Source organism: Bizionia sp. (genome assembly GCF_048259285.1).
GTDB lineage: Bacteria > Bacteroidota > Bacteroidia > Flavobacteriales > Flavobacteriaceae > Algorimicrobium > Algorimicrobium hallyeonense.
Genome location: NZ_JBLXHU010000014.1, coordinates 63,128 through 82,873, shown reverse-complemented (window position 1 = coordinate 82,873; position 19,746 = coordinate 63,128). Strand labels below are relative to the sequence as shown.

At 34.8% G+C, this 19,746-nt stretch carries 16 protein-coding genes and 1 pseudogene; 11 read left to right on the top strand and 6 right to left on the bottom strand.

The features are described from left to right. The coding region (locus tag ACN0QX_RS08880; RefSeq protein ID WP_417196429.1) for an alanine:cation symporter family protein at positions 1-584 on the top strand (584 nt) is incomplete at its 5' end. A 112-nt stretch (positions 585-696) separates the two neighbouring features. Here the strand turns inward: ACN0QX_RS08880 and ACN0QX_RS08875 are convergent. After that, entirely contained in the window at positions 697-2,862 is a 2,166-nt protein-coding gene (locus tag ACN0QX_RS08875) for a hypothetical protein (protein ID WP_417196427.1), read from the bottom strand. An 8-nt stretch (positions 2,863-2,870) separates the two neighbouring features. Then, on the bottom strand, positions 2,871-4,790 hold the full coding sequence (locus ACN0QX_RS08870) for a transglutaminase domain-containing protein (RefSeq protein ID WP_417196425.1): 1,920 nt from the start codon (positions 4,788-4,790) through the stop codon (positions 2,871-2,873). Positions 4,791-4,915: 125 nt separating this feature from the next. On the opposite strand from ACN0QX_RS08870, the gene acs reads away from it, so the two are divergent. Both acs and ACN0QX_RS08860 read left to right on the top strand, forming a co-directional pair. Further along, on the top strand, positions 4,916-6,823 hold the full coding sequence (gene acs, locus ACN0QX_RS08865; RefSeq protein WP_248399044.1) for an acetate--CoA ligase: 1,908 nt from the start codon (positions 4,916-4,918) through the stop codon (positions 6,821-6,823). A gap of 79 nt (positions 6,824-6,902) precedes the next feature. Further along, positions 6,903-7,205 (top strand): DUF3471 domain-containing protein, encoded by a 303-nt coding sequence (locus tag ACN0QX_RS08860; protein WP_417196423.1) that lies wholly within the window; start codon positions 6,903-6,905, stop codon positions 7,203-7,205. A gap of 138 nt (positions 7,206-7,343) precedes the next feature. On the opposite strand, the pseudogene lysA reads toward ACN0QX_RS08860, so the two are convergent. Further along, a pseudogene (lysA, locus tag ACN0QX_RS08855) lies at positions 7,344-8,549 on the bottom strand (diaminopimelate decarboxylase). Positions 8,550-8,729: 180 nt separating this feature from the next. On the opposite strand from lysA, the gene ACN0QX_RS08850 reads away from it, so the two are divergent. Continuing rightward, complete coding sequence (locus ACN0QX_RS08850; RefSeq protein WP_417196421.1) at positions 8,730-9,512, top strand: NYN domain-containing protein; 783 nt, start codon at positions 8,730-8,732, stop codon at positions 9,510-9,512. A gap of 81 nt (positions 9,513-9,593) precedes the next feature. Next, positions 9,594-10,226, top strand: a complete 633-nt coding sequence (locus ACN0QX_RS08845) for a MarC family NAAT transporter (protein ID WP_248399052.1) — start codon at positions 9,594-9,596, stop codon at positions 10,224-10,226. On the opposite strand, the gene ACN0QX_RS08840 is transcribed toward ACN0QX_RS08845, so the two are convergent. Then, entirely contained in the window at positions 10,204-11,424 is a 1,221-nt protein-coding gene (locus ACN0QX_RS08840; protein WP_417196419.1) for a multidrug effflux MFS transporter, read from the bottom strand. The two genes, ACN0QX_RS08845 and ACN0QX_RS08840, sit on opposite strands and share 23 nt — an antisense overlap. A 137-nt stretch (positions 11,425-11,561) precedes the next feature. Between ACN0QX_RS08840 and ACN0QX_RS08835 the strand changes: the two genes are divergently transcribed. The 6 genes from ACN0QX_RS08835 to ACN0QX_RS08810 all read left to right on the top strand — a co-directional run bounded on the left by ACN0QX_RS08835 (position 11,562) and on the right by ACN0QX_RS08810 (position 16,488). After that, positions 11,562-12,662: a sensor histidine kinase gene (locus tag ACN0QX_RS08835; protein ID WP_376860925.1), complete on the top strand. Its 1,101-nt coding sequence runs from the start codon at positions 11,562-11,564 to the stop codon at positions 12,660-12,662. Positions 12,663-12,665: 3 nt separating this feature from the next. Beyond that, on the top strand, positions 12,666-13,994 hold the full coding sequence (locus tag ACN0QX_RS08830; protein WP_417196416.1) for a sigma-54-dependent transcriptional regulator: 1,329 nt from the start codon (positions 12,666-12,668) through the stop codon (positions 13,992-13,994). Positions 13,995-14,177: 183 nt separating this feature from the next. After that, positions 14,178-14,372 carry a hypothetical protein gene (locus ACN0QX_RS08825; protein ID WP_248399059.1) on the top strand — a complete coding sequence of 65 codons (195 nt, stop codon included), beginning with the start codon at positions 14,178-14,180 and terminating at the stop codon, positions 14,370-14,372. Between the two features lie 13 nt (positions 14,373-14,385). Further along, positions 14,386-15,681: a Glu/Leu/Phe/Val family dehydrogenase gene (locus tag ACN0QX_RS08820; protein WP_417196413.1), complete on the top strand. Its 1,296-nt coding sequence runs from the start codon at positions 14,386-14,388 to the stop codon at positions 15,679-15,681. A 16-nt stretch (positions 15,682-15,697) separates the two neighbouring features. Further along, complete coding sequence (locus ACN0QX_RS08815) at positions 15,698-16,111, top strand: GreA/GreB family elongation factor (RefSeq protein WP_248399063.1); 414 nt, start codon at positions 15,698-15,700, stop codon at positions 16,109-16,111. Next, positions 16,111-16,488, top strand: coding sequence for a hypothetical protein (locus ACN0QX_RS08810; protein WP_376860919.1), 378 nt, complete (start codon positions 16,111-16,113; stop codon positions 16,486-16,488). The genes ACN0QX_RS08815 and ACN0QX_RS08810 overlap by 1 nt, the downstream gene beginning before the upstream one ends. Before the next feature lie 88 nt (positions 16,489-16,576). Here the strand turns inward: ACN0QX_RS08810 and ACN0QX_RS08805 are convergent, their stop codons facing one another. Together ACN0QX_RS08805 and accC are read right to left on the bottom strand one after the other, a co-directional pair. Then, positions 16,577-18,118 carry an acyl-CoA carboxylase subunit beta gene (locus ACN0QX_RS08805; protein WP_417196410.1) on the bottom strand — a complete coding sequence of 514 codons (1,542 nt, stop codon included), beginning with the start codon at positions 18,116-18,118 and terminating at the stop codon, positions 16,577-16,579. A 101-nt stretch (positions 18,119-18,219) separates the two neighbouring features. Beyond that, the gene (gene accC, locus ACN0QX_RS08800; protein ID WP_417196409.1) at positions 18,220-19,662 is read right to left on the bottom strand and encodes an acetyl-CoA carboxylase biotin carboxylase subunit; all 1,443 of its coding nucleotides are present in this window, start codon (positions 19,660-19,662) and stop codon (positions 18,220-18,222) included. Between the last annotated feature and the right edge of the window lie 84 nt (positions 19,663-19,746).

Sequence of the window (19,746 nt, the reverse complement as noted above, 5' to 3'; positions counted from 1 at the left end):
CCTTTTTAGGTGGTGTTATAGGTGGTTTAATGTTATTAGGTATTCGTCGTGGTGCGTTTTCTAATGAGGCGGGAATTGGTACAGCACCTATGGCTCATGGCGCAACAAAAACTTCGGAACCAGTCCGTGAAGGTTTAGTGGCTATGTTGGGACCAGCTATTGACACCTTGGTGGTTTGTACCTTAACAGCTTTGGCTATTTTAGTAACCGGAGTTTGGCAAACAACGGATGCTAATGGTGTGAGTTTAACAGCGTCTGCATTTGGAAACGCCATGCCAGGTTTTGGAAAATATCTGTTGTTGTTATGTATTGCCGTTTTTAGTATTTCATCCCTATTCTCCTATTCCTATTATGGTAGTAAATGTTTGTCGTTTTTAATTGGAGCCGATAAAAAACACTATTATAACTACATGTATATCGTGAGTATTATTTTAGGAGCAACCACGTCTTTAAGTATGATGATTAATTTAATTGATGGCTTTTTTGCTCTCATGGCTTTTCCAACTATGTTTACAACGCTTATGCTAGCACCTCGCGTGGTTAAAGAAATAAAAGCTTATAAACTTCGGACTTTTAATGCATAGAAAAAGCTGTCTGAAGGTTTAGATAATTCTCGTCAATCTGAATTGGTTTCAGTTTGACAATTTATAGTATCTTTTTTCAGACAGCCTTTTAAATTAACACGAATAAGAATTCTTAATCTTTTTTCAATAAGATTTTTTCATTGGTAAATTGGAAGGCTTCATCTAGAAACGCCATCATTAATGGCCAATCGGCATGGTCTTCATAATTGTTTTTATATTGTTTTTTAGAAGTGATAATTAACTGATTACCCGACATTGATGCGGTACTGATAAAAGCGCCTGTTTTGTTATCAACCGATTTGTTTAGTTTAACCAAACCAGATACGGAATACCCTTCAGGAATATTTAGTGTTATGTTGTAATTATAACTTCGTGGATAGTTCATGTGTACATTTTCAGTTCGTTTGCGTTCTTCATCAGATAAATCCACCTGACCACCAATTAATTTACCAACTTCTAAAATGTAATTAGGCCCTGCTTTTTTAATGAGTGCATCTGAAACCGTGAAGTTTTCATCATAAGTGAAGTATTTATCAAATCCATAACGCCCTGTTTCTTTAATAGTATAAGTATAATCTGAAACCTCTGTAATATCTAATTCAGCTTCTATATTTTTCTTTAAACTTTCAGATTGTTTCTCACGAAGTTTTTCAACTAACGCAGCAAGTTCTTTTCTGGTTTTTTCGCGTGTTTTTTTATTTCTTATTTTATCCATAAAAGGTTCTGTTCCATACTTTTGGTAATCCTCATCAACGTAATCTTTAAAAATAAGCTTGTCATATTGATGATCTGCTTTTTCGTAACCCTTGTATTTGTTAATACCTTGATACGTAAACCCTGAAATATCATCGTTTAATGTAATTGTAATGTCCTTCAAGGATTCATTTTCCTTATAGGTTGATTGTGGTAATTTTCCGGTTGCAATTTGATCCAATCGTTTTCTGCTTGCCGATAATTTATACACATCGGTACCTTCTAATAAATGATGAAATTGATTGGCATCCGAATGAATTTTTAAAGCCTCTAAATAAACTGGTGTTTCTGTGTTGACTTTGATAATAACGTTGGTGTTTCGCTCGAGAAGCAAATCATTTAAAGATCCATCATAGCGTTTTTTACCCACGATAACGTCATAATCATAATCAGATTCATATAAAAAAGCCATAAAATGCCGTATAAACGATTTCTCATTTGAAAATAAATACGGAATCGTTCTTGTAGTAATAAATGGTGAGGCTAGAATATTCGCTTCGCCAACAATAATACCTTCTACATATTGTGTTAGAAAATGATGGCGGGCAAAATAGTAAACAGCTATTATCTTTTCGCGCTCGCCTGCAAAGTCGTTTTCTTTTACAAAACGCTCCATAGAACCTAAATCCCCATAAGGTGTATATTTCTCATAAAAATCTAAAACCTCTTCCTCTGTAACCGTTTTTTTAATGATTTCCTCTTTCTCTGGTAAAAAAGCCAAGGCACGATCCTCAAATTTTCCAGATCTAGCAAAATACACTTGAAATTTATAACATGGCAATTCTACTAAAGGGTAAAACCAACGCTCATATTTATGCTTATCTATATCCTTTTCAATCAATTCATACCGCCTCATATTACTCTTTTCGGTTGGAATTTCTTTCAGTTCGGGCGCGCCATTATAGGAGTTGAAATTTATAAAAAAGTCATTTTCCGTTTCAAAATATAGCTTGTAATCCATTATGGGATATTCCTCACTTAATGTTTGCTCCACAGGATTAAAACCAAATGCCTCAATAGATTTAAACGGTTCAACGCTATAATAGAAATAGTCAATTATATCACCAATTTCCAAATTAGCCATTGCTACTTTAGTTTCACCATCAACTTCTACGGCTTCTTTTGCAATATCAATAATGGTTTCAGTACCATCTGGCTTTATAATTTTAATACCTACAATAACATTAGATGGATTGTAAACATAAACGCCTTTTGAGGAGTTGAATCGTTTTTGATAAGTGAAGGTTGAAAATTCAGTAACAGATGCTTGATCTAATAGCTTAATCCGTTTGCGAATGGACGATTTGTATTCCACACGTTTACCAAACTTATGAAAATCATAATTTTCATTCTTATAGATAATTACAGCCGATTCATTTTCCCATTTTTCAGGAATATCAACCGCGTTTTTAAAGGTGTCATTTTCTCCCCAAAAAAATGTTTGAGCTTCTATTTCTAGTTTAGATTGACCAAAAAACAGGGTTGTGCACGCAAATGTGCATAATAGGAGTAATTTAATTTTCATGTGTTTTTTTATTGTTTGGTTAAGGTGATTTGTTCGTTATAAACAGAATTAAGGTTTTTTATAAAATCATTCCATTCATTAAAACCGTCCTTTTTAATAACGCTTTCCGTGATTTCAAAATCCTTTTTATAAATAATGGTAGTATCCGTTTGGGTAAAGGATACTTTTAAGTTGTAATTGTCATTGGAAATAGCAATATCCTTTGGAAGGCTTCCAATTTTGTAACCATCTGGAATTTTTAACGTCGTTGTGGATTCTAAATGTTTTTTATAATCGAAAACATAATCGGTTTTGCGCTTTTCAAAATTATAACCTGATAATTCTTTCTCTAAATCCAAATCAATATACATGGTATCATCGAAGGATGAAACCGCATTATTTATCGTAATGTTGTAATCGATATTTATAGGTATTTCTCTATCGGTTAAATTAGATGTTATAATATCCGTTACTTTAATATTCGAATCGCCTCCATCCAAATACCACATTAAAAAGGTGTCTTTTTTGTCGGTTTGTAGCTGACTTAAGTACTGTAATAATCCCGAGCGACTTTCGCCATTATAGGTTTTTGAAACCGTTCCATTTAGTTGTTCGTTTTCAAGGGATAAATTATAATTAACGGTTTCTTTATTAAAATTGGCTGCTGTTTTTGGTACGATGTTTAAAATGAATTCATCACCATTTTCAATTAATACTTGCTTGCCTTGAATTCTATTTGCGTATTCCTTGTAGGCGTTGAATTTTTCGGTTCCATCTAAATATGTTGGTTCTCCATTTGTATAAATAGTACAAATCATGTGGTTGTCTACAGATAGGCTAGGCGTTGAATAATCGTAAGCAATTCGGTTGGTGCCAATCCATGTTAAGCGTGCGTCAAAACCAGCTTCAATTAGCATTTGTTTGGTCAGGTTTGCCATCCCTTTACAGTCGCCATACCGTTTTTTGAAAACTTGCGACGCTTCATCAGGTTTAAAGCCTGCAATTCCATCCACAAAGGCGATGTAGCGAATATTATCTTGAACCCAATAATAAATATTTTTTATTTTTTCTTCGTCAGTTGCTGCATCTTGGGTTAATTCAACCACTTTGGCTTGTAATTCCGTATTGTCATTTTCTAAACTATTCACCAGTGTTTTATACCAATTATATAAATCTTGCGTGGATTCAAAGATGTTTGTTTTTACAGCATCTATAGTAAATGATTTTGCTAAAATTAAAATATGCGGATAAATGTAGGATGGTCCAGGCGCACTACTATCATCAAACATAGCGGGTACGTTTTCTATTGTAAATGTATGGATATTACCATCAAAATCTTCATTGGTTTTTATTGATTTTCGAATTGGAAAGCCATTAAAATTCATTTCTTTTAATTCTAAATCTAACCAATTTGGAATAGCTACAGTAAACGTTTTTTTTACAGCTGGATAATCATCATTAAAATATAAACTGGTAAAGTATTTAATGTCCTTATAACGCTTAACAGTTTCAATTTGATACCTGTAGCCTTTAAGAGGAAAATCTATATTTGTATATTTTACGCGGGCATCATTGTGAAACAAATCATCACTTTTCATGGCTTCATCTTTAATGTAAAAATCAGCATCACGATCCGTTTTATATTTTATTTCAAAGGATTCAATTTCCGACTCGCCATTATAAAAACTATACACTTGAATGTCTGCTCGAGAATCTAAACTGATGAGTTTTTTGGTGATAGTTTCTAGGACCTCGACTTTTTCTGTTTTTTTGTTGTACTCAAATGAAATATGATAATTCTCACTTTCCGAAGCAACGTGATCATCTGGATATGTTTCTTTTAGTGTTTCGGCAAGTTGAATTTCTTTAGGCGTTGGCTCTGTCTTTCTTTGTGCAAATGAAACTATGGTAAACGTAAAAACGAGTAGGAGCGTGAGGTTGTTTTTCAAGTTATTAGGAAGTTTAGATTGCTAATATAAAAATTAATGCAAAAAATCTACGCACTTTTTTTGACAACGTTTTTTTTTGATTGTTTTCGGCTTTGTCCTATCTTTTCATCATAATTATAATTTATATGAGTAACTACCATATTAAACATTTAGAAGAGTACTATCAAATTTATAGAAAATCCATTCGTGAGCCCGAGAATTTCTGGGAGGAAATTGCTGAAGAGCATTTTTTATGGCGAAAAAAATGGGACAAGGTTTTAAGTTGGGATTTTTCAAAACCCGAAATAAAATGGTTTGAAGGTGCCGAATTAAATATCACAGAAAACTGTTTAGATAGGCATTTAGCAACGCGTGGTGACAAAACCGCTATTTTATTTGAACCGAATAATCCGGAGGAACCAGCGGAACATATTACATACCAACAATTATATGAACGCGTAAACCAAATGGCAAATGTGCTCAAAGATCAAGGCATTCAAAAAGGCGATCGCGTATGTATTTATGTGCCTATGATTCCGGAATTGGCGATTGCCATTTTAGCATGTGCTAGAATTGGTGCTATTCATTCTGTGGTATTTGCTGGTTTTTCGTCAAAAGCCGTATCTACACGAATTAATGATTCGGATTGCAAGTTAGTTATTACGGCCGATGGCTCGTATCGCGGAGCTAAAACCATCGACTTAAAAGGTATAGTGGATGAAGCATTAGAAAACTGCGATGGTGTAAAATCCGTTTTAGTGGTAAAACGCATACATTCCGAAATTAGCATGAAAGCCGGTCGCGATTTTTGGTTGCAACCTCTACTTGATAACGCATCTAAAGCCGGACAGGCAGAAATTATGAAAGCCGAAGATCCGCTATTTATTCTATATACGTCCGGTTCTACGGGTAAACCGAAAGGCATGGTACATACCACTGCTGGTTACATGGTTTATACGGCGTACACGTTTAAAAATGTATTTCAATATAAGGAGGATGATGTGTACTGGTGTACCGCAGATATTGGCTGGATTACAGGCCATAGCTACATAGTTTACGGTCCGCTTTGTAATGGAGCAACAACAGTTATGTTTGAAGGCGTACCGAGTTATCCCAATTTCGGGCGCTTTTGGGATATTATTCAGAAGCATAAAATCAATCAGTTATATACAGCGCCCACAGCTATTCGTGCTTTGGCAAAACAAGGAACGGAGTTAATAGAGCAGTATGATTTATCCTCTTTAAAAGTTTTAGGTTCCGTAGGCGAACCTATTAATGAAGAAGCGTGGCATTGGTATAATGATAATGTTGGAAAACGAAAAAGTCCAATTATTGATTCCTGGTGGCAAACCGAAACAGGTGGTATCATGATTACACCACTTCCGTATGTTACGCCAACCAAACCAACTTATGCAACTTTACCATTTATAGGTGTGCAACCGTGCATTATGGATGAAAACGGAGAGGAACTAAAAGGCAATCAAGTGGATGGCAGATTGTGTATTAAGTTTCCGTGGCCAAGTATAGCCCGAACTATTTGGGGAGATCATCAACGTTATAAAGACACGTATTTTTCCACCTATAAAAACATGTATTTTACGGGCGATGGTGCACTTCGTGATGAAGTTGGTTACTACCGAATTACAGGTCGTGTGGACGATGTCATTATTGTATCGGGGCACAATTTAGGAACGGCGCCTATTGAAGATGCTATTAATGAACACCCAGCAGTTTCTGAATCTGCCATCGTTGGATTTCCGCATGATATAAAAGGAAATGCGCTGTATGGTTATGTGACGTTGAAGGAATCTGGCGAAAGTCGGGATCATACTAATTTACGAAACGAAATTAACCAAATTATTACCGAACATATAGGACCCATTGCCAAACTGGATAAAATTCAGTTTACAGAATCTTTACCTAAAACACGCTCGGGGAAAATTATGCGACGTATTTTAAGGAAAATTGCAGAAAAGGATACCTCTAATTTGGGTGATATTAGTACCTTATTGAATCCAGAATGTGTACAAGATATTATTGATGAGGCGCTTTAATTTGTAACATTTTACATTCTATATAAAATCTTTAGAATTAAATCCTGCCAATCAAAATGCCATAGACGTTCTTAAAACCTTGGATATTGATGTCAGCGAAGTCGTACCTGATATGCAGGTTTCAGAAGCCGTTTTAAACACCTGTTTGGGAAAATATCAACTGGCGCCAGGTTTTATTATAACTGTAACGCGAGAAGGTGCGCAGCTTTTAGCACAGGCCACAGGACAGCCGCAGTTTCAATTGTTTCCTGCGGCAACCCATAAATTTTATCTAAAAGTTGTGGATGCGCAAGTTACTTTTCATGTAACTAATGAAGGTGTTGTGGAAAGTTTAACACTTCATCAAAACGGACAAGATGTTCCAGGGAGTAAAATTGAATAACGGGTAAATTTATTTTTAAAGCGCACATAGAACATGGGCTTTTAGAGGTTAGCCTCTTTTACTTAACATGTGTCCAATATTTTTGGCCAAAAAATCAAAATTAAAAAAAAGCGTTGCCATTATGGCAACGCTTTTAGTTTATAAACTAATCTCAATTTGATTTTTCAATATATCATCAAAAGTTTCACGATTTCTAATCAGTTTCGCTTCTTTATTATGCCATAAAATTTCGGCTGGTCGGTAACGTGAATTGTAGTTTGACGCCATAGAATAGCAATAGGCTCCAGCGTTTTTAAAGGCCAGTACGTCCCCTTCCGTAATTTCATTTATTCGTCTGTTGTTTGCAAACGTATCCGTTTCACATATGTAACCCACAACAGAATAAAAACGTTCTCGTCCTTTTGAGTTTGAAAGATTTACAATGTCATGTTGGGCTCCATAAAGCATTGGTCTTATAAAATGATTGAAACCCGAATCAACTTGCGCAAAAACGGTAGAGGTGGTTTGTTTTACCACGTTCACTTTGGTTAAAAAGTAACCTGCTTCACTCACTAAAAATTTCCCTGGCTCAAAGGCTAGCGTTAAATCTTTACCGTATTCTTTACAAAACTCATTAAACCGTTTGGTTAATTTTTTTCCAAACTCTTCAATATCTGTTTCAATATCGCCTGGTTTGTAAGGTACTTTAAAACCTGAACCAAAATCTATAAAATCTAAATTTTTAAAATTTTTGGCTGTTTCAAATAAAATTTCACTTGCATATAAAAACACATCAATATCTAAAATATCACTGCCTGTGTGCATATGAATTCCATTTATATTCATGTTGGTGTTTTTCACAATGCGCAAAATATGAGGAATTTGATGAATTGATATACCAAATTTACTATCTATATGACCTACTGAAATATTGGTGTTTCCGCCAGCCATAACATGCGGATTAATACGTATACATACAGGAATATTCGGATGTTTTGTTCCAAATTGTTCTAAAATAGAAAGATTATCAATATTAATTTGGACACCTATTTCAGCTGCTTTTTCAATTTCAATCAGCGATACTCCATTAGGTGTATAGATTATTTGTTCTGGTAAAAATCCAGCTTTTAAGCCTAGTTGTACTTCCTGGATAGAAACTGTATCTAGTCCAGAACCTAATGATTTCATTAATTTTAGTATGGAAATATTAGATAATGCTTTAACGGCATAGTTTACTTTCACCTGTTTCACCTTATTAAATGCTGCATTTAAGCGTTTATATTGCTATGCAATTTTTTCAGCATCGTAAACATAAATAGGACTACCGTAATCCCTAGCAATTTCTAATAAAGTGTTTGTTTCCATTGTACTATTTTAAGGTTAAAAAAGCGGTAAAGGTAAGAAAATATTTGACTTACAAGTTGGATTAGGCTAGATGTAATTTATGTACTACAATAGTTGTGAATTTAAAAATTTAATCATTTCAGCGGATTTTAATAGTCAGTTCCCTAACTTTACGAAATACAGACTAACTAAAATGACACAATGGAAATTAAACTAGCAGTGCTAATTGATGGCGACAATATACCATCCGCTTACGTAAAAGAAATGATGGAAGAAATTGCCAAATATGGTAACCCAACAATTAAACGTATTTACGGCGATTGGACCAAACCACATTTAGCAAAATGGAAAAACATGCTACTTGAAAATGCCATTACACCTATTCAACAATACGGATATACAACGGGGAAAAATGCAACCGATAGCGCCATGATTATTGACGCTATGGATATTTTATACAGTGAAAAAGTTAACGGTTTCTGTTTGGTTTCTAGTGATAGTGATTTTACGCGACTAGCCACCAGACTGCGTGAAGCTGGCATGAAGGTATATGGTATTGGAGAAAAGAAAACACCTAAACCATTTATTGTTGCTTGTGATAAGTTTATTTACATTGAAATTTTAAAACAAGCTTCTAGTGATTCCGATTCGGACACGGATCCCGAAGACAAAAAGAAATCTTCAAAAGATTCCTACGACAAAATTACACCAAAAGTTATTCGTTTAATCTCCCAAACTATTGAAGATTTAGCTGATGATGATGGTTGGGCCTTTTTAGGTGATGTTGGAAGTTTATTGCAGAAAAAACAACCCAACTTTGATTCTCGTAACTACGGTTTTGCTAAACTAACACCATTAATTAACTCCATTGATGCTTTTGATATTGATAAGCGTGAAAGCGGAAATGGTCGTTTTAAATTGGTGTATGTTCGGATTGATGAAAAGAAACCGAAAAAACATACACGTCGTAAAAGAACCGATTAAATTTAACAATTTTCATATCATAGGTTAAAATTCGCGTAACCTTAAACTTGATAAAAAACAGTGAATTTGTAGTAAAAAACTATGGATTTATTTTTAATCAGTTTTGGCGCGTTATTTTCCATTATGAACCCACTAGGCACTGTTCCGGTGTTTGTTGGTTTAACCCAAGAAAATACCAAGCGTCAGCGTGCATTAACAGCATTTTGGACGGCGTTTAATGTGTTCATTATTCTATTGCTTTCCTTTTTTGCAGGCAAGTATATTCTGTCCTTTTTTGGTATTAGTTTAAATGCCTTGAAAATTGCTGGAGGACTCATTATTGCATCTTCAGGATTTGCATTATTAACAGGAAAGTTTAGGGAGCATAAAGGAATGAAACGAAATAAAGTTCAAAAAGATATTCATTCGCGTGATGCTATTTCTTTAACACCTTTGGCTATTCCTATGTTAGCCGGTCCTGGAACAATTTCTTTATTAATTACCTTTAATCAGGAGTATCAAAGCTCATTACAAATCTGTATAATATTAATGGCCATGTTGGTAACAACAGTGAGTATTTACCTGATTTTAAAATCATCATATTTTATCGTAAAATTTTTAGGAGCATCTGGAATCAATGCTTTATCACGCGTTATCGGATTTATTGTAATTGCTATAGGCGTGGAGTATATTATTTCATCGGTTGTTGATATTATTCAGAGAATACAGTTTTAATAGGCTTTTTAACTGAAAGAAATAATAGCACAGAAATAATACCACATATTGAAAACCCTATAAATAAAGGCAACACACTTTCAGTTACAAAACTACCTATAAAACCAGCAATAGGGACAGCCATAATGGTACTAAAAAAGCCGTTGATTGCGGCGCCAACTCCAGCAATATGACCAACAGGCTCCATGGCTAATGATCGTAAATTTCCAAATAAAAATCCGATAGCTGTAAATTGTAGGGCAAAAAATATCACTAATATGGATAAGTCTGGATTTATACCTGACGAAAATATAAGAACATATAAAAGGGATATAATGGAAAAGCAGACGGCAGCAGTGAAAGCAATTCGTCTCATTCCAAAACGAATAACCAATGTGCTGTTTATAAAAGTAGAAAATCCTACAGAAATGGCTAAACTAGCAAAAATGTACGGGAACAATTCAGCTAACTTATATTGGTATTCAAAAATTTGTTGAGATGTGCTTAAATACACCATAAAAGAACCCGTAATTAAACCCGAAATCACGGTGTAGGCAACCGCATCTTTATGTCTGTAAAACTCTTTGGCACCTGCTATAAAAAGTTGCGGTGTTAATTTGGTACGCTTTTCTTTGGTGTGCGTTTCGGGTTGTTTTTTCCAAAACCAAAACATCACGGCAATGCCAAATATTAAGTTGACATAAAAGATAGAGTGCCAATCATAAAACGTTATTAGAAACTGTCCTAAAGTGGGCGCAATTACTGGAATTAAAATAAAAATCATAACCACGAAGGACATCACTTTAGCCATATAATCACCGCTATAAGAATCCCGCACCATAGCAATACTAATGGTTCTAGGCGCAGCTAATCCCACACCTTGAAGAATACGGCCAAGAATCAAAATCTCAAAACTTCCCGTTGTAACACATAAAATACTCGCAAATACAAACAGTAGAAATCCAACATAGATTATAGGTTTTCTTCCAAAACTATCGGAAAGAGGGCCAAAAATAAGTTGACCAAAACCCAAGCCCAAAAAAATCATGGTTACCAAAAGTTGATTTTTTGAAACATCAATTACACCAAAATCAGATGCAATGTCTGGTAGAGCTGGAAGCAGTGCATCAATGGAAAGTGCTACAATAGCCATTAATGATGCCATTAATGCAATAAATTCTATATTAACTTTTTCTGTACGGGGTTTTTCATTTTGCATCCTGCAAAAGTATTTATAAATTATCAGGATGCTTGATTTTAATAACTAATTCATTGTTAAATAATCTTAATTGTATGACGAATCTTGAATACTATTTTTTAAAAATGTAATTTTACATATCTACCATAAAAAACAATATGTCACAATTAATAACGGCTGAAGATAAATTAAAAGAACGCATTAAGGAATTATCCTGTTTATATACCATCAGTTCGCATATATCCAATTGTGATTTAGATAATTTGGAACCCACACTTCAGGCTATTGCTTTAAGTTTGCAGGAAGCTATTCGGTTTCCAAAAGAAGCTTCTGTGGAGCTAACTGTTGCCGATTTTCATATTGAAGTTGGGCAGCAGTCCGAAGATAAAGTCTTTATGTTATCTGCTATTAAAGAATTTAATATTGCAATTGGCTCCATTAAAGTAGGGTATTCTAAATCTAAATTTAACGAAAACAGTTTTTTAAATGAAGAAAAACGACTGTTAGCCAAGATTACGTTAGAACTGGGTAATTTATTTGAACGTAAGCAAATTATAGAAAAGGAAGTCGTGTCTAGACGTCAAGTAGAGCGTGCCGATAGATTGTCTATTTTGGGTGAGATTACAGCTGGAATAGCGCATGAACTCAATACACCATTGGCTAATATCTTAGGCTATTCGGAATTGTTAAAAGATCAATTTCACGAACAGAAAGCGGTTTTAAACGATTTAGATAAAATAATGAATAGTGCTATTTATTCGCGGGAAGTGGTCAAAAAATTGATGTTTTTTTCTTGCGATATGCCTCACCAAATGGAATTAACTAATATGACACCGATTATAAAGGATGCTATTAGTTTATTGAAACCTAATTTCTCTAAAAAGGATATTACGTGTCATGTAACCATTACCGATGAAAATATTCCTTTGCGTGTAGACGCTATTCAACTTACACAAGTTATTTTTAATTTAGTGATTAATGCCATTTATTTTTCACCAGAAAAAGGTGTTATAAATGTAACTGTTAGTCAAAGTGACAAACAAATTATAATTGAAATTAGTGATGAAGGGCCAGGTATTGATCCAGAAAAAGGTGACAATATTTTTAACCCTTTCTTTACAACAAAACCAGTTGGTGAAGGTTCTGGTTTAGGGTTAAGCGTTGTTCATGGTATTGTGAAAAGTCATAAAGGCACCATAAAACACAGACAAAACTCTCCAAAAGGCACTATATTTCATATCAGTTTTCCAAAAAATTAAATTATGTCATTACATCAAGAAAATATATTGTTAGTAGATGATGATGTTCATATTTTAGAACTCCTACAGCGTCATTTGCAAACCTTAAATTATCATACGTTTAAAGCCGTTTCTGTAAAAGAAGCTATGACTATTTTACAAGATGAATCCATCGATTTACTCATAACCGATTTAAAAATGCCAGGTGTTGATGGCTTGGAGTTGGTAAAATATGTGTCTGAACATTACCCAACTATTCCAAAATTAGTTGTTACAGGTTATCCTTCCGTTGACGGAGCTTTAGAAGTTATGAAATCTGGAGCCATGGAATACCTTACCAAACCATTTACCAAAGAAGAACTTAAATTAGCTGTTATAAAAGCATTTGAAAGTAGACCAAAACGAGTTGCTAACAAATCAGAGAAACCTAAAGACATCCAAAGTTATGGTGAGTTAATTGGGCAATCAGGAGCCATAAAACGAGTAACGGAAATTATAGATCGGGTTAAAGACAATAAAGCAACTATATTTATAAAAGGAGAAAGTGGAACAGGAAAAGAATTGGTTGCACGTTCCATTCATTATTTAGGAAAATATGCGTCGGCACCATTTATTGCGGTAAATTGTGGTGCCATTCCTGAAAACCTATTAGAATCCGAATTATTTGGCTATGTTAAAGGCGCCTTTACGGGAGCTGATGAAAATAGAAATGGTTTTTTTCAAGCCGCTAACAAAGGCACTATTTTTTTAGATGAAATAGGAAATGCGTCTTTAGCTACACAATCCCGCTTACTTCGTGTGTTACAAGAAAAGGAAGTAACGCGTGTGGGATCTCAAAAAATTGAACCTGTGGATGTTCGTGTAATTGCGGCAACAAATAGCGACTTAAAGGAACTTATTGATAAAGGGCGTTTTCGGGAAGATCTTTATTACCGATTAACCGTTGTTGAAATTGATGTGCCATCATTGCAAGAACGAAAGGGCGATATTTCCTTATTAACAGATAAGTTTCTATTTAAATATGGTGTGGAATATAAGGACAAACTAATTTCTATAGCACCCGATGCGTTAGCTGTTTTGGAGCGTTATAACTGGCCAGGGAATATTAGGGAGTTAGAAAATGTTATCCAACGTGCGGTGATAATGTGTGACAAGCAAATTACGATGGCTGATTTACCCGAAAATTTAAAACACCACATATCCTTTCCCGAATATGATAATGAGCTGTTGCCACTTAAAGAAATTGAAAAAAAATACATATTAAAGGTCTTAGAGGCTACAAACAACAATAAATCTCAAGCGGCTAAAATTCTCCAAATTGATAGAAAGACTTTAAGTGAAAAAATAAAATAAGCAATGGTCTTAAGTGGGTAATTTTTACACAGCTGGTTAATAATTCCTCAATATAGTTTTAAGAAGTTTTATCTGGTTTTTGTTTAATAGTCTAATAATCAGGCGGTTATAATAATATTGTAAATTGTATTTTAAATTGGCATACCTATTGCCTTTTGGTTCGTGGAAATTAAAGGTTAGTTTATGAATCATATTATGGAAAGAAGTTTGTGCCAAGATTGTACGTTTGTACAAACGTGCAACTTAACGACAAATAAAAGTTCTATTTGGTCCTGTAGTGAATATGAACTGGCCAAAATAGACATGAACAAATATTCTAAAAATAATATTCAAAAATTCGACCGTGTGTTGAATAATCCTACTGTTGAACTTATCTAAACAAATAAAAAAAATGACTTTAACAAAAGAAGTAAAAAAGAAAAAACAACCTAAACAAGGCATGCTAGAGAATGTTATGAAGCAATTCAATGCTGCTGCAGATATGGTTGAATTAAATCCAAACATTAAAAAAATATTAGCTGTAACAAATAATGAATTAATTATTCATTTCCCTGTTCGTATGGACAATGGTGAAGTCGAAATTTTTAAAGGTTACCGCGTACAGCATAATAACGCTTTAGGGCCTTACAAAGGTGGATTGCGTTACCATCCAACCATTGATATCGACTCTGTTAAAGCTTTAGCGATGTGGATGACATGGAAAACGTCTTTAGCTGGCTTGCCTTATGGTGGAGCTAAAGGAGGGATTCAAATGGATCCTAAAAAATATTCTAATACAGAATTAGAGCGTATTACAAGACGTTTTACTTATGCTTTAGGTGAAAACATTGGGCCAGAGCACGATATTCCAGCGCCAGATGTTAATACAAGCGCACAAACTATGGCTTGGATTGCAGATACGTATATGTCTACTAAAGCGCCATCAGAGCGTTCAAAAAACCAGCACGTTGTTACTGGTAAGCCAATTGGTTCTGGAGGATTAGAAGGTCGTGATAGAGCTACTGGTTTTGGTGTGTTCTTAACGATTAAATATTGGGCTGAAAGCAAGAAAATAGATTTAAAAGATAAGCGTTTTATTGTTCAAGGTTTTGGAAATGTGGGCTATTGGGCTGCACACTTTTTAGAATTAGAAGGCGCTAAAATGGTTGGTGTTCAGGACGCTTTTGGATCTATAAGTAAAGCAGACGGTTTATCGGTAGAGCATTTATTCGAGTATACTAAAAACAATAACGGATCTGTTCAAGGATTCACTGGATCTACTGCCGTAGAAAAAGACGACTTCTTCGGATTAGACTGTGATATTTGTATCCCTGCCGCTTTAGGAAACCAAATTACGGCTGAAAATGCCTCTCAAATTAAAGCATTTTTAATTGCTGAAGGTGCAAATGGACCAACAACAGTTGAGGCAGAAAAAGTATTGCGTGAAAAAGGCATAACTGTTATTCCAGATATCTTATGTAATTCTGGTGGTGTTATTGGAAGTTATTTCGAGTGGTTACAAAACCGTAATGGCGAACTTTGGGAGCTTGATGAAATACTTGCCAAAATTGACAAAAAAATTAGAGAGGTTTTTAGAAAAGTTTTAAAAACTTCCGAAGAGAAACAAATTGATATGCGTTCAGCTGCTTACTTTATAGCAATAGAGCGTATTGAGAAAGCATATATTCAACGTGGAATTTTTCCATAATAAACTTTAATTTAAAATGAAATACGGAAGCTTGATTTTAGAAAAAAAGGAGTATGTTGTTTTAAAACGCCTATTAAACTTATCTATTAATTATAAAGAAGATACGCGTAAATACTCTGTAAAAAGACTAGAAGCCGAATTGCAGAATGCTGTAATAAGTGATGAAGAATTAGTTCCTCAAGACGTTATTAGATTTAACTCTGTAGTTACAGTGGCAACGGATGATGGTTGGGAAAATACTTTTGAACTGGTAACGCCCAATGATAAAAACTATCAAAACAATAAGGTTTCGGTGTTAACACCAATGGGATCTGCTGTTATGGGCTATGCTCAAGGCGATGTCATTGACTGGGAATTTCCTGGCGGAATCAAAAAGCTCCGTATTGTTAATGTGAAGCAAAATAAATCAAACAAACACTATCAATTATAATGGAATCAAATACCTTTTTTAATCATGATACTGATGAAGAAATAATTCATGTAAAGCGCACACAAGAGCTGGACGTTTGGATTTCTCATTTAAGTTACGTGACCGACGAGAGTGATTGGCTAGCGAAAATAGCATCTAATAAATTGAATGACAAAGCGTTGAGAGATAGGCTTTTGGAGGAATCCGAACAGAATGCAACTATATTAAACGAGTTATACAATTATAGAACATCTATTGTAAAGTATAATGAATGTGATGATTTAGAATGTGATGTATATTACATTAATTTACACGACACCTATCTTTCTAAATATGTGAAGCATATTGAAAGCTACAGAAAGGTTAAGAATGAGGTTTATTTAAAAATTCTCATGTAATAGTTTTTTTAATAATTATTTAAATTGAATAAGCCATACTTGAAAACGTATGGCTTATTTTTTTACTTATTTAATCTAGTAATTTACCTTACAGGGGAATATTTCCATGCTTGCGTTTCGGTTTTTCAACCTGTTTGTCCTCTAACATTGCAAATGCTTTAATTAATTTACGTCGCGTTGTTTCTGGTAAAATGACTTCATCTATAAACCCACGTTGAGCAGCACTGTAGGGGTTGGCAAATAAATCGGCATATTCGGCTTCTTTTTCTTTCCATTTAGCATCTTTATCATCGGCCGCATTAATCTCCTTTTTAAAGATAATTTCGGCTGCACCTTTGGCACCCATAACGGCAATTTCGGCACTTGGCCAGGCGTAATTCATATCAGCTCCAATATGTTTGGAGTTCATAACATCATAAGCACCACCATATGCTTTTCTAGTAATAACTGTTATTCTTGGAACCGTTGCTTCACTAAAGGCGTACAACAATTTGGCGCCATGTACAATAATACCATTCCATTCTTGGTCTGTTCCCGGTAAAAAACCGGGTACATCTTCTAAAACTAGAAGCGGAATATTAAACGCATCGCAAAAACGAACAAAACGAGCCGCTTTTTTGGCGCTATTAACATCTAAAACACCAGCTAAAAACATGGGCTGATTAGCAACAATACCTATACTTTTTCCGCCTAATCTGGCAAAGCCTACTATAATATTTTCGGCGTGGTCTTTATGAATTTCGTAGAAAGAATCGGTATCAATAATTCCAGAAATAACCGCGTGCATGTCATATGGTTTATTGGCATTGTCTGGAATAATTTGTGATAATTCCTCGCGCATTTCATCAGCTAATTCATAAGGGATATCTTTTGTTTTTTCTTGATTGTTTTGAGGTAAGTAACTCAATAATTTTTTAATATCTTCTAGACATTCTACATCATTAGTTGCCGTAATATGTGCCACACCAGATTTGGTTGCATGTGCACTTGCGCCACCTAGCTCTTCACTAGTTACGTTTTCATTGGTAACCGTTTTAACAACATTTGGGCCTGTAACAAACATATAACTTGTGTCTTGAACCATGAGCGTGAAATCCGTCATAGCAGGCGAATATACGGCACCTCCAGCACAAGGTCCCATGATAGCAGATAACTGTGGAATAACGCCTGAAGCTTGCACATTACGATAAAATATATCTGCATAACCACCAAGCGAACGGACGCCTTCTTGAATTCGTGCGCCTCCAGAATCATTAAGTCCTATAATAGGAGCACCCACTTTTACAGCTAAATCCATAACTTTACAGATTTTTTCAGCATGTGTTTCTGAAAGAGAGCCTCCAAAAACGGTGAAATCTTGCGCAAAAACATAAACCAATCTGCCAGAAACGGTTCCATAACCTGTTACAACACCATCCCCATAATACTGTTGCTTGTCCATCCCAAAATCTTTGGTTCTGTGTGTGACTAATGCGCCTATTTCTTCAAATGAGCCTTCGTCTAAAAGATATAAAACGCGCTCACGAGCGGTGAGTTTTTTGTTTGCATGTTGCTTTTCAATACGTTTTTCACCACCACCTAAATAGGATTGTGCTAATTTTTCGTTTAAGGTTTTTATTTTTGAATCCATTTTTTTTATGTTTTCTCGCTAAAGTGCAGATGCATTTAGCTTTTGAAATTTTTTAATTTATTTACTCGTTGTTATTGGAAACTGTTTATAGTAACTGCAAACTATTTAAGGGGTACTCGCAATAATTTCTGATCCGCTAAATACTGTTTTACGGCTATCATAGCTGCTATTTTTGCTTCGGCTTCTTGACTTTCTTTTAATGCCTCTGGGGAATAAAACTTTTTTACAAAATGGGTATCAAAATTACCGGAACGAAAGGCTTCATGTTTGCAAACAAATGATCCAAATGGTAAGGTTGTTTCGATACCTTGAATATGATAATCTGCAATAGCTGAAATCATTAGCTCAATAGCTTCTTCTCGTGTTTTTCCATAGGTAATAAGTTTGGATAACATCGGGTCGTAATAAATTGGAACGTCCATACCTTCTTCAAACCCGTTATCTACACGAATATTTTTACCTACAGGTAGTTTGTAAACCTCTAAATTACCAACACTTGGTAGGAAATCGTTTAAGGGGTCTTCAGCATAAACACGTAACTCTAATGCATGACCGTTTATTTTTAAATCGGATTGGCTTAAGGGTAACGCTTCGCCACGTGCTACCCGAATTTGTAATTCTACCAAATCGGTATTACTTATAAGCTCGGTAACAGGATGTTCCACTTGTAAGCGTGTATTCATTTCAAGGAAATAGAAATTATGATCACCATCTAGTAAAAATTCAACTGTTCCAGCACCAATATAATCGCAGGCTTTAGCCACTTTTATGGCTGCTTCACCCATTTTATTTCGTAGTTCAGGAGTGAGTACAGATGAAGGTGCTTCTTCTACAACTTTTTGATGACGACGTTGAATACTACATTCCCGTTCAAATAAATGAATAATATTGCCATGTGTATCTGCCATGACTTGAATTTCAATATGGCGTGGCGAGGTTACATATTTTTCAATAAAAACAGAACCATCACCAAAAGCAGAAGTTGCTTCACTAATGGCACGATTCATTTGCGATTCGAAATTTTCTTCTTTTTCAACGATACGCATGCCTTTTCCACCACCACCGGCAGACGCTTTAATTAGAATAGGAAATCCAATTTCTTTAGCTATTTTTTTAGCCTCTGGAATATCTGTTATAGCTTCTTCAGTTCCAGGAACCATAGGAATATTGTAGTGTTTCACAGCTTCTTTGGCTGCTAATTTACTACCCATAATTTTTATGGCTTTAGATTTTGGTCCAATAAAAATGATGTTATTAGCCTCGCATGATTCAGCAAATTCGGCATTTTCTGAAAGAAATCCATATCCTGGATGAATAGCATCTACATTGAGGCTTTTTGCAACTTCAATAATTTTATCCCCTAATAAATAGGATTGGTTAGAAGGTGCTTCGCCTATTAAAACAGCTTCATCTGCATATTTTACGTGAGGCGCATTTCGGTCTATAGTTGAGTAAATAGCCACCGTTTTAATGCCCATTTTTTTTGCTGTTCGCATGACACGAATAGCAATTTCACCACGATTTGCAATTAGTATTTTTTTCATCGATAAATTTATTATCGTTCCTGAAGAAACAGGAATCTTTTTTTTTATTACGTATTCCCTGAAGGGATTATACTTTTTTCAAAC